The 10879-nt window shown below is 70.1% G+C and carries 12 protein-coding genes; 3 read left to right on the forward strand and 9 right to left on the reverse strand.

The features are described 5' to 3' along the window. Window positions 1-89 precede the first annotated feature (89 nt). From VIM19_11890 to VIM19_11910, 5 genes are all read right to left on the reverse strand, one after another. Window positions 90-2036, reverse strand: coding sequence for a cbb3-type cytochrome c oxidase subunit I (locus tag VIM19_11890; protein ID HEY5185578.1), 1947 nt, complete (start codon window positions 2034-2036; stop codon window positions 90-92). Between the two features lie 9 nt (window positions 2037-2045). Continuing rightward, on the reverse strand, window positions 2046-3002 hold the full coding sequence (locus VIM19_11895; protein ID HEY5185579.1) for a cytochrome c oxidase subunit II: 957 nt from the start codon (window positions 3000-3002) through the stop codon (window positions 2046-2048). Continuing rightward, on the reverse strand, window positions 3002-3652 hold the full coding sequence (locus VIM19_11900) for a hypothetical protein (GenBank protein ID HEY5185580.1): 651 nt from the start codon (window positions 3650-3652) through the stop codon (window positions 3002-3004). Before VIM19_11900 ends, VIM19_11895 begins: the two co-directional genes overlap by 1 nt. Window positions 3653-3704: 52 nt before the next feature. Further along, a complete protein-coding gene (locus VIM19_11905) occupies window positions 3705-4595 on the reverse strand; it encodes a heme o synthase (GenBank protein ID HEY5185581.1) in 891 nt (296 codons plus the stop codon). A gap of 300 nt (window positions 4596-4895) precedes the next feature. Then, window positions 4896-5489, reverse strand: coding sequence for a TlpA disulfide reductase family protein (locus VIM19_11910; protein ID HEY5185582.1), 594 nt, complete (start codon window positions 5487-5489; stop codon window positions 4896-4898). A gap of 44 nt (window positions 5490-5533) precedes the next feature. Here VIM19_11910 and VIM19_11915 point away from each other — a divergent pair, with 44 nt between their 5' ends. Beyond that, window positions 5534-6235, forward strand: a complete 702-nt coding sequence (locus tag VIM19_11915; protein ID HEY5185583.1) for an SURF1 family protein — start codon at window positions 5534-5536, stop codon at window positions 6233-6235. Window positions 6236-6246: 11 nt separating this feature from the next. Here VIM19_11915 and VIM19_11920 read toward each other — a convergent pair whose 3' ends face one another. Together VIM19_11920 and VIM19_11925 are read right to left on the reverse strand one after the other, a co-directional pair. After that, entirely contained in the window at window positions 6247-7329 is a 1083-nt protein-coding gene (locus VIM19_11920) for an SLC13 family permease (GenBank protein ID HEY5185584.1), read from the reverse strand. Between the two features lie 63 nt (window positions 7330-7392). After that, window positions 7393-7638: a hypothetical protein gene (locus tag VIM19_11925; GenBank protein ID HEY5185585.1), complete on the reverse strand. Its 246-nt coding sequence runs from the start codon at window positions 7636-7638 to the stop codon at window positions 7393-7395. Between the two features lie 522 nt (window positions 7639-8160). On the opposite strand from VIM19_11925, the gene VIM19_11930 reads away from it, so the two are divergent. Further along, window positions 8161-9567 carry a wax ester/triacylglycerol synthase family O-acyltransferase gene (locus VIM19_11930; GenBank protein HEY5185586.1) on the forward strand — a complete coding sequence of 469 codons (1407 nt, stop codon included), beginning with the start codon at window positions 8161-8163 and terminating at the stop codon, window positions 9565-9567. A 34-nt stretch (window positions 9568-9601) separates the two neighbouring features. Further along, window positions 9602-10036 carry an SRPBCC family protein gene (locus VIM19_11935; GenBank protein ID HEY5185587.1) on the forward strand — a complete coding sequence of 145 codons (435 nt, stop codon included), beginning with the start codon at window positions 9602-9604 and terminating at the stop codon, window positions 10034-10036. A 112-nt stretch (window positions 10037-10148) separates the two neighbouring features. On the opposite strand, the gene VIM19_11940 is transcribed toward VIM19_11935, so the two are convergent. Together VIM19_11940 and VIM19_11945 are read right to left on the reverse strand one after the other, a co-directional pair. Next, complete coding sequence (locus VIM19_11940; GenBank protein HEY5185588.1) at window positions 10149-10763, reverse strand: LytR C-terminal domain-containing protein; 615 nt, start codon at window positions 10761-10763, stop codon at window positions 10149-10151. Beyond that, window positions 10760-10879 (reverse strand): type II toxin-antitoxin system VapB family antitoxin (locus VIM19_11945; protein HEY5185589.1); only part of this gene is annotated, 120 nt, incomplete at its 5' end. The genes VIM19_11945 and VIM19_11940, both read right to left, overlap by 4 nt.

Genomic DNA, 10879 nt, shown 5'->3' on the forward strand with positions numbered 1-10879 from the left:
GCCGGTCCAGTAGGCCCCCAGGGTCGCCTTCCGCTCGTGCGCCGCCGTATCGACGACGGCGATCTCCTCGGCGCTGCTTCGCAGGTCGCTCATCGGGTCTCGGCTCCTTCGGCCACGGTCGCGGAGGTTGCGGAGAACACGGCCATCGGACCGGCTCCGGTTCCGTACTCGTAGGGCCCGGACACGACCAACGGAACGGTCCGGAAGTTGTCCACCGGCGGTGGCGTCGGGGTCATCCACTCGAGGCCCCTCGACTGCCAGGGGTTCTCCTCGATCGGCTTCTTGTCGTCGATGATCAACGACTTGAGCAGGTTGTAGACGAACACCAGGAGGGACAGCCCGAGGGCGAACGCCGAGATCGAGACCCAGACGTTGAGCCCCTGCAGCGCTTGGGCGTACTGGAACACGCGCCGCGGCATGCCCAGCTGGCCGACCGCGAACAGCGGCAGGAACGTCGAGTTGAACGCGATGAACATCAGCCAGAAGTGCCACTTGCCGATCCGGTCGCTCAGCCGCCGACCCAGCATCTTGGGCACCCAGTAGTAGATGCCCGCGATGAAGAAGAAGATGTACCCACCCATGATCGTGTAGTGGAAGTGCGCCATCACGAAGAAGCTGCCGTGGGCCACCCCGTCGGCCGGCACGTCCGACAGGAACACCCCGGAGATGCCGCCCAGCAGGAAGTTGAACAGCCCACCGAGGATGAACAGCATCGGCACCGTGATCCGCAGCTTGGCCCGCCACATCGTGCCGATCGCGACCAGGTAGATGATGCCGGTCGGGATCGAGATCAGCTCAGTGGTGAACATGACGACGGGGCGCATGTCCGGGTTGATCCCGCTGTCGAACAGGTGGTGCTGCCAGACGAAGAAGCTGAGCACGCCGACGCCGACCATGCCGGCGACAGCCGTCTTGTAGGCGAAGGCCGGCTTGCGGGCGAACACCGGGAGCAGCTCCAGCGCGATGCCGAACCCGGGCAGCGCGAGGATATACACCTCCGGGTGGCCGAAGAACCAGTAGAGGTTCTGCCACAGGTACGAGCTGCCGCCGTGGTTGACGTCGAACAACGCGGTCTGCACGGTGCGGTCCATCAAGGACATGTACGTCGCCGCCACCAAGACCGGCGCCGCGAGGACCATGAGCATCGAGGTGATGGTCATGGCCCACACGAACAGCGGCACCCTGCTGTACGTCATACCGGGCGCCCGGTAGTTCACCATCGTGGCCACGATGTTGAACCCGGCCAGCACCATGGAGGTACCCATGAGGCCGAACGCGACGAGGTAGGCGTCCTGGCCCTGCTTGGCCTGGATGGCCAGCGGGGCATAGCCGGTCCAGCCGGTGGGGAACCCGCCCACGATCAGACCCGACACCAGCACCACGAAGGCTGCCGGCGTGATCCAGAAGGACAGCGCCTCAAGCCGAGGGAAGGCCATCCGGCGCGAGCCGATCATCAGCGGGACGAGGTAGTTGCCGAACGGCCCGAGGATGGCCGACGTCATCATCATCATCATCATCGTGCCGTGCTCGCCCACCACCGCGACATACGTCTCGGGGCTGAGCAGGTGCCGCGTGGGCGAGAGCAGCTCGCTGCGCACCGCGAGGGCGAACAATCCGGCCACAAAGAAGTACACGAGCATCGCGGACAGGTACTGCAGGCCCACAACCTTGTGGTCCAGGTTGTACCGGAAGTACCGGCTGAGCCGGCGGTCCTCGTCGTACTTCGGCTCGGGCCGCAGACCGATGATCTTGGCGAGCGGGTAGTTGAGGATCCCCAGTCCGCCCAGCCAGCCGAGCGTCGCGATCAGGTAGCCGAGGGTGAGAGCGAAGTTGTTCTCGCCGTTTCCCACGACCTCCTGGTAGCTCGACGCGATGGCGTTGCCGAGCCAGTGCCCGATGGCGTAGCCCACCGCCCCACCAATGAGCCCGGTGAGCACGTTCGGCCGGCGCCAGAAGGACCTGCCCTTCTCCAGGGCCGGCGCGCTGGAGTCCCCTCCGTCGGAGACGGCCGGTTCGATCGTCTGCTCATCAATCATCGTGGGTCCTCAGCTGGACGGGGACGGGGAGGCGGCGGCCGGGGCCGCGGGAGTGCTGGGCAGCGTCGCGTCCGGCGGCAACGGGTCCTGGCTCGGGTCGTAGTAGCCACCGTCGACCTGCGGCAGGTACGTCGTGGCGTACGGCGGGAGCAGCGGGATGACCTTGGCGTACTTGTCCAGCTGTGCCGCCATCCACACGTTGAAGTCACCCATGCTCACGGCCTTGCCGGTCGAGAACATCGCGCCGTGCAGCGGACCGCAGAGCTCGTCGCACCGGATGTCGAAGTTGCCGGTCCGGCTCACCGTGACGAACGAGATGTTGTTCACGCCCGGGTTGGCGTCGGCCTTCACACCGAGCTGGTAAGCCCAGAACGAGTGGATGACGTCCAGGGACGTGACGTTGAACTGGATCGGCACACCGGTCGGGATCACCAGCTCGGTGGTTTGCACGCCCGAGTACTGCGGGTAGCGGAACGTCCACCGCCACTGCTGGCCGATCACCTGCACCTGGAACAGGGTGCTCTTCGCCTGGTCGTCGGTGTAGCCGGCCGGCGTCCAAATCGGGCTGGCCCCGGAGCCGGTACCGGCGCCCTTAGGGGCGACCAGCTCGTAGGTGCCGAACACGAACAGCGACAACACGATGAACGTGGTCAGTCCGACCCAGACGGCCTGGAAGCGGGCGTGCCCCTTGATCGGCGGACCGTCCGTGTCGTCGCCCGCCGTCCGGCGGAAGTTGACCAGCGCATAGCCGAAGTAGACCCAGATGAACAGGACCACCGGGGTGGCCACGGTCGCGAGGACGGTGTTGTCGAACCGCTGGCCCTCAGCGTTGTCAGCCATGTTGCCCGGTGGCATGTGCGGCCCCCAGACGAAGTACACCATCGGCGTGAGGATCACGGCCAGCACCAGCCAGATCAACGCGATCCGGGTGAGGTGCTTCTTGTTCTCGTCGCCGCCGCGGGCCATCAGGCCACCACCTTCAGGATGCCGTTCATGTAGCCAAGGGTCGCCATCGGGCCGCCGAACCCGGCGAGGTACGCGACGCCGCAGGGCACGAAGCACTGCCAGGTGTACGTCCCTGCGCCCTGGGTCGTGAACGTGAATGTGACCGTGTTGTGGTCGAAGGACTTGGCACACGGCGCGACGCTGCACATGTTGGTGGAATCGTCCGGGATTCCCGGGAGGGGGACGCTGATCCCCAGCTCCGGGATGGTGAAGGTGTGCCCGATCACGTCCGTCCACAGACCGTAAGGCTGACCGTTGTTGGCGGCATCGGTGATCCCGAGGACTTGGTTCATGAGCGGGTTCCGGAGGGAGGACCCCGTGTCGTACTGCTGGATCGTCATGTGCACCTTGGTGTGCGCAGGCACTTGCAGGACCGTCGAGTGCGTCCAGCTGCCGTCCGGCTGTTGGATCAGGTAGGAGACCCACTCCGGGTGCGGCCCGGTCCCGATGGTGCCGACCGTCTGCATGGTCACGTTGACCTCGCCGGGCGTGGTCGTCGCCGCCTGCACCGTTGGCGGATAGCCAATCAGCCAGGTGAACGTCCAGATCACCAGGGCGAGCAGCAGGGCCAACGGCACCAGGACACCAATGGTCTTCTGCGCTTTGGTCACGCCGACCTCCTCATGGACGACCGCGGCCAGGCGGCCGGGGTCCGTTGCGCGTTCACAGCCAGCCCCGCAGCACGACGTCGAGCGCGACGGCCGCGAACAGCAGGCTCAGGTACGTGATGGACCAGTGGAACAACCGGTTCGGGGATCCGGCCCCCCCCTCGCGCACGGCGCGCAGCAGGTGGTGTGCCTCGCGCAGGAACACCCCGCCGAGCACCAGCGCGGAGCCCCCGTAGACCAGGCCCATGCCGGCGACCGGCCACAGCAGCAGCGAGGTGCCGACCATGACCCAGGAGTAGACGGCGATGCGCCGCGCGACCACCACGTCGTCGGCGACGACCGGGAGCATGGGCACCCCGGCCGCTGCGTAGTCGGCCCGGAACCTCATGGCCAGCGCCCAGAAGTGTGGCGGCGTCCAGAAGAAGACGATCGCGAAGAGCACCAGGGGCGCCCAGGCCAGGTGCCCGGTGACCGCGGACCAGCCGATCAGCGTCGGCATGCACCCGGCCGCCCCACCCCAGACGATGTTCGAAGCGGTCCGCCGCTTGAGCACCATCGTGTAGACGACCACGTAGAACGCGATAGCGGCGAGCGTCAGCCACGCCGTCAGCCCGTTGGTGGTGGCCCACAGGCCCAGGACGGCGGTCACCCCCAGGACGAAGCCGAAGACGAGCGCACCCCGAGGGCTGACGACGGACCCGTTCAGCGGTCGGTCGGCGGTGCGCGACATCACGGCGTCGATGTCGCGGTCGAGGTAGCAGTTGAGCGAGTTGGCGCTGCCGGCGGCGAGGGTGCCACCGACGAGCGTGGCGACGGCCACGCCGAGGCCGGGAACCCCCTGGGCCGCGAGCACCATGGAGGGGACGGTGGTCACCAGCAGCAGCTCGATGATCCGCGGCTTGGTGAGCGCCACGTAGCCGGCAACGGTGGCCGACATCGCCGACAGCCGAGTGCTGCCGGGCGTGCTTACAGCTTGCGCAAAGGTCACGCGTCTACTCCCGAGGTGACTGCCAGTGGGTGGCGGCAGGTGGTGCACAGACTGAACCTGACGGACGCCTGTACGCAAGGCGAAACGCGAAGAAACTTGTCTTTGAGGTACTAATGGCCCTTGACAGGAGATCGTTTTCAGGGCATGGGCCCTGAATGTCCAGTTTTTGTTCGCAGGGCGCGCGCTGCTCCGTACCGAGGGACGTTGGGACGGCGTCACCAGGGTGTGCGCTGAGCGGTCGCAGTGTGCGCTGAGCGGTCAGGACGACGACTGCACCTTGGCCAGCAGCGCGGTCATCCCAGCCGCAGTGGTGGGTCCGATGACCCGGGCGGCGACCCTGCCCTGTTGGTCGATCACCAGGCTGCTCGGCACGGCCGGCGGCAGCATCCGCAGCGACGCCAGCAACCGCCCCTGCGGGTCGACCAGGTTGGGATAGGACGAGCCGATCTTGGCCAGGAACGCGGTGGCCGCGGCGTCCTCGTCGTTCTCGTCGATCCCGACGAACCGGACCCCTTGCGCGGCCGTGCTGCGTGCGACGGCGGCCAACGCCGGGGACTCCTCCTTGCACGGTTCGCACCAGGAGGCCCAGACATTGAGCACCACCACATGCCCCCGCAGGCTGGCCACGTCCAGAGTCCCGCCACCCAGCGCCGCCCCGGACAGCGCCGGGAGCGACGGGCGGCTGCCCACGGCGAACACTGTGGTGCCCACCGTGTTGATGCCGGAGGGGTCCGCGGCCTTCGGCGTCGACGCGCCCGGGGCGGCACAGCCGCCCACCAGGAGCGCCGCGACGGCCAGGCCCGTGGCGAGAGGGGCGCGGCGCGGGCCTGCAAGAGACAGCCGGCGAACCATCGGCGCAGGCTAACACCGGGCCCGGCACGGGCTACGCTGCGCCGATGACCGTCGGTCGGCTGCTCCTCACCCGGCGATGGGTGGGCCTCACCCTGCTCGCCCTCGTCTTCTTCCTCGCCTTCGGCTGGCTCGGCGACTGGCAGCTGGGCCGAAGCTACCGCGCCTCGGACGGCTACAGCCAGGAGCCGGCCGCCGCGCCGCTGGACTCCCTGGACCCGCACGGCTCGGTGCTGGCCGGCAGCGCGGTCGGGCGGCTGGCCACCATGTCCGGGCAGTACGATGCGGCGCACCAGCTGCTGGTCCCAGGCAAGGTCCTCGACGGGTCACCGGTGTCCTGGGTGGTGACGCCGCTGCGGCTGTCCGACGGGTCGACCGTCGAGGTCGTGCGCGGCTGGGCCGCCCACGACGAGGCCGGGCTGACCGCTCCGCCGTCCGGCACGGTCCAGGTGGTGGGCCGGCTGCAGCCGGCCGACCCGACCGTCGCCACGAGGGCGTCGGACCGTTCCGGCTACCTCGTCCGGACCGCCCAGACACCCCCCGACCCGCTGTCCCTTCAGCCGGTACCCAGCCAGCCGGTGCAGACGACGAGCGGCGCCAAGGAGTTCCACCTGCAGAACGCGGTCTACACGGTGCAGTGGTGGGTCTTCGCCATCCTGGTGGTCGTGTTCTGGTGGCGGCTGCTGCGCGACGAGCGACGCGACCGCGCCGAACGGGGACTCCGCACGAACGTCATGAGCCCGGCCTGACGCACCGAGGGTCAGCGGGTCAGCCACACCGCCGTGGTCGTGCACCCGACGAGCAGCGGCACCCCGAGGAGCCCGGCCAGCGCGAAGCCGGAGGCCCGGATCGTCACCCCCCGCGCGCGACAGCGCTCGCGCCACAGCAGGGTGGCCAGTGAGCCCCACAGGGTGATGAGCGGGCCCAGGTTGGTGCCCACCAGCAGCGCCAGCAGCCGCTCGGGCGACCCGGCCGCGACCGGCTCGAGCGCGAGGTAGGCCGGCAGGTTGTTCACCAGGTTGCTGCCGGCGGCCGCCGTGCCGGACAGCCGCAGCAGCCCGGCCAGGTCGGTGCCCGTGCCGGCCACCCGGTCCAGCCACCCGGTCAGGCCGTGCTGCTGCAGGACCCCGACGACCGCGAACAGCGCGAGCGTCACCACCACGAGCCGCCAGGGCAGCAGCCCCCGGCGAAGCGACGCGCGACGACGCACCGCGAACACTGCGGCCAGCACCCCCGCGGCCGCCACCCCGACCAGCCACGGCGGCACCCCCACCACGAACAGCGGGCCCACCGCCAGGCAGACGCCCACGGCGACGCCGAACAGCACCCGGTCGGACGGCGGGCTGCCCCCGCCGTCGCGGTAGCCGCCGGTCAGGCTGGCCCGCAGCAGCACCGCGAGCAGCAGCACGGACACGGACACGGCGACCAGGGCGGGCAGCCACATCCGGGCGGCGTACCGGCCGGCCGACCAGCCCAGCCGGTCGACGAGCAGCAGGTTGGTCAGGTTGGACACCGGCAGCAGCAGCGAGGCCGTGTTCGCCAGCCAGGCGACCGCCAGGGCTAGCGGCCAGGGCCGCACCGACAGCCGGCTGGCCAGCGCCAGCACGATCGGCGTGAGCAGGACGGCGGTGGTGTCCAGCGACAGCAGCACGGTGGTGGCGGCGGCGATGGCCACCACCAGCAGCCACAGCCGGAGCACCGAGCCGGTGCCCCGACGAGCCGCCACGGCGGCCGCGGCCTCGAACACCCCCGCGTCGTCGGACAGCTCGGCGACCACGGTGATCGACGCCAGGAACACCAGGATGGGGGCGACTCTGCGCAGGGTGTCCAGCAGGTCAGCCACGGCGGTCGGACCCCCCTCCACGCTGGCTGACCGGCGCTGCGAATGAACCCGCAGCGGGGTCGCTCACACCGAGGTGAGCACGCCGTCCAGCCCGGGCGTCCAGCGCAGCTGCCAGCACGAGGGGACCGGCCTGGGGGCGACGAACGCCGCGGTGGCCAGGGCGTCCGCGAGCCCCAGCTCGGGGCCGACGACAGGGACGCTCGCGGGGGCGGGGTCGCCGACCGTCCGGCCCCACAGGTGCTCGCCCGCTCGTAGCTGCCGGAGGTAGCCACGGCGCCGTCCCCGATCGGCAGGACGCCGACTCGCCACGGCTGGCCAGGCTCGCGGGCCCCCGAGATCAGTACGTCGCCGCCGGCGTTGACGAAGAATGACCGGTGGTCGAAGGCGCCGTCCGTCTCCGCCCGCAGCGCGTCGCAGCGCTCGAGCACCACACGGAGGTCGCCGGGAGCCTGGTCCAGCACCAGCTCGCCGCGCCGGTACCGGCACAGCGCACCGTCCTCCCGGTCGGTGCTGAACGTGGCGTCCACCCAGCCGAACCAGTCGAACACGACCGCCAGGGCGGCGGACTCGGGCACCGGGTCGCGGACGTCGCCGGTGAGCCGGCCGAAGGCGATCAGCCAGCCACCGGCCGAAGTCAGCGTCGACGGCGTCGCCGTCCCGGCCGCCTGCCCGCCGGGTGCCCGGTGGACCTGCGTCGTCATGGTCAAAGTCTGGTCAGGTCACAAGAACGTAAGCCCATCCTGAACGCCGGCTGAGAGGACCCGGCACGGGAACCCGGAGAGGTGACCTCGGTCCCTACGCCGTGGCGACCCGAGGCCCTACTGTCGCGACATGGGCGGAGGGCGGACGAGCGGACGGCGGACCATCGGTCCGGTCGACACCATCTGGCTGAACATGGACCGGCCGAACAACCTCATGGTCATCGACTCGGTGATGTGGTTCGACGAGCCGGTCGACTGGGAGCGGCTGATCGCGGTCGTGCAGCACCGCCTCGTCGACCGCTACCCGGTGTTCCACCAGCATCCGCTGCCGGCGGCCTCGCTGGTGGGCCTCCCGCACTGGGAGGACGACCTGGACTTCGACCTGCAGCGCCATCTGGTCCGCGCGACGCTGCCGAAGCCGGGCGGCAAGGTCGCCTTGCAGCGGTACGTCGAACGGCAGGTGCACGTCCCGCTGGACCGGGAGCACCCCCTGTGGCAGTTCCACCTGATCGAAGGCTACAAGAGCGGCTCGGCCATCATGACCCGCTTCCACCACGCGCTGGCGGACGGCATCGCGCTGGCCCAGGTGATGCTCTCGCTCACCGACGCCACCTCGACCGCCGACCTCGAGGAGCTCGAGGGAGCCACCGGCCGCCGGCGCGTCGGCGGGCTGCTCGGCGCCGCGACCATGGCGGGCGGCGCCGCGACCGGCATCGCCAGGGAGGGGCTGCACCTGCTCACGGAGCTGCCCCAGCTGGCCCACCCCTCCGTGATGGCGGACGCGCTGAGCCTCGTCCAGGACACCGCCCACATCGCCAACAAGCTGCTGCTCGGCAGCAACCCGCCGTCCCCCCTGATCGGCGAGCCGGGCCTGCGCAAGCGGACGGTGTGGTCCCAGACCCGCCGGCTGGACGACGTCAAGAAGATCGGCCGGCTGTCCGGCGCCACAGTCAACGACGTCCTGGTGGCCGCGGTCGCCGGGGCGATGCACAGCTACGTCGTCGACCACGGAGCCGAGCCGGCCGACCTGTCCACGATGGTCCCGGTCAACATCCGGCCGCTCGACCAGCCGCTACCCAAGGAGCTGGGCAACCGCTTCGCCCTGGTCCTGCTGCCGCTGCCCTCCGGCGTGCGGGCGCCGCTGGCGCGGCTCGCCCAGAGCAAGCTGCGCATGGACGCGATCAAACAGTCCCCGGAGGCCACCTTGACCTTCGGCCTGATCAGCGCGATCGGGCGCACCAACCCCGACATCGAGCGGCTGCTGGTCAACTTCTTCGCATCCAAGGCGATCGGCGTCACCACGAACGTCGCCGGGCCAAACCATCCGCGCTTCGTGGCCGGCACCCCGATCAGTGGCGTCCTCGGCTGGGTCCCCGGGTCGGGACAACAGACGCTCGGCGTGTCCATCTTCAGCTACGCCGGCACGGTACGGATCGGGTTCAAGACCGATGCGAACGTCATCCCGGACGCCGAGAAGCTGGTGCACGCATTCGACGCCGAGATGGACGAGCTGCTGCGGATCGCCCAGGCGGCCTGACCGCGAACCCACGAGCCCCCCGAGGAGAACCGCCATGCCGACCGACCACGCCGTCCAGACCGTCGTCATCGCGGCGCCGTTCGACACCGTGCTGGCCCAGGTCCGTGACGTCGAGAGCCAGACCGAGTGGGTCAAGGAGGTCCTAGCCGCCGAGCTGCTCGAGGAGTACGAGGACGGCACGCCGGCCACGGCGCACTTCAAGTCGAGCACCACGATCGGGACCGACGACTACACCCTCGCCTACGAGCACTTCGACGACGGCATGGCCTGGTCGATGGTCAAGGGCAAGCTGCAGACGGCGCAGGACGCCCGCTACACGCTGCGTCCTGTCGACGACGGCCACACCGAGGTCACCTTCGACCTGACCATCAGCCACAACCTGCCGGTGCCCGGGTTCATCCGCAGCCGGGTGATCAAGGGCGTGGTCAGCAACACCGTGACCGGGCTGAAGTCCTACCTCGAGGGGTAGCCGCTCCGCCCTGGGCAGCCACGAGTGGACACCCGGTGAACGAAGGGGGGCCGTCAGCGCCCCCTTGACGTTCCCTCAGCGTCCACCCGCGGCGGGAACGACCGCCCCCCGGCTACGACTTGCTGGGGCTCGCGGTCGCCTTCGCCGTCGTACTGGCGGCCGGGGCGGGGGTCGGGCAGCCGGACGGGATCGCCACGGGCGTCGGCTTGAGGTTCGCGGCCACCTGGGCGGGCGTGGCGAGCGCAGTGAAGACCTGCCCGACGACGAAGTCCACGGTCGTGGTGGTGCGCCCGTCGTTGACCAGCGCGGCGCCCTGCACCTGAGCGGCCACCACCTTCGCGTTCAGCGCTCCCTTCGGCCCGTACCGGACCTCCGCGCTGCTGGCCACCGACGCGTTCTTGGGGTCGTTCGCGATCGCCCCGATCCGGAAGCCGCGCTGGAGCAGCAGGTCGGCCGTGGTCCTGGCCAGGCCACCCCGCGTGGTCGCGTTGTACACGTTCACCGTGATCGTCTTGGGCGCCGGGAGCGCGACCACGGTGAGCGCGGCCAGCGGCGGGCAGCTCACCGACGGCGTGGGGGACGCCGACGAGGAGGTGCCGCTGGTGTGCCCGACCCACCAGCCGCCGGCGGCGCCGATGAGCAGGCCGAACACGAGGGCGACGAGCACAGGGAGGAAGCCACCGCCACCGGAGCGACGGCCGTAGCTGCTGGGCGACAGGGTGGTCATGCGTCCTCCAGGTCGAGCACACGCGCATGCAGCACGGTGCGCTGCTGCAGCGCGGTGCGGACGGCCCGGTGCAGACCATCCTCCAGGTACATCTCCCCCTTCCATCGCACCACATG

Source organism: Actinomycetes bacterium, assembly GCA_036510875.1.
GTDB lineage: Bacteria > Actinomycetota > Actinomycetes > Prado026 > Prado026 > DATCDE01.

Excerpts from the sequence above, each read along its gene's own strand:
- VIM19_11940 (HEY5185588.1), bottom strand. The coding sequence starts at position 10,763 with ATGACCACCCTGTCGCCCAGCAGCTACGGCCGTCGCTCCGGTGGCGGT.
- VIM19_11935 (HEY5185587.1), top strand. The coding sequence starts at position 9,602 with ATGCCGACCGACCACGCCGTCCAGACCGTCGTCATCGCGGCGCCGTTC.
- VIM19_11890 (HEY5185578.1), bottom strand. The coding sequence starts at position 2,036 with ATGATTGATGAGCAGACGATCGAACCGGCCGTCTCCGACGGAGGGGAC.
- VIM19_11895 (HEY5185579.1), bottom strand. The coding sequence starts at position 3,002 with ATGGCCCGCGGCGGCGACGAGAACAAGAAGCACCTCACCCGGATCGCG.
- VIM19_11910 (HEY5185582.1), bottom strand. The coding sequence starts at position 5,489 with ATGGTTCGCCGGCTGTCTCTTGCAGGCCCGCGCCGCGCCCCTCTCGCC.
- VIM19_11930 (HEY5185586.1), top strand. The coding sequence starts at position 8,161 with ATGGGCGGAGGGCGGACGAGCGGACGGCGGACCATCGGTCCGGTCGAC.
- VIM19_11915 (HEY5185583.1), top strand. The coding sequence starts at position 5,534 with ATGACCGTCGGTCGGCTGCTCCTCACCCGGCGATGGGTGGGCCTCACC.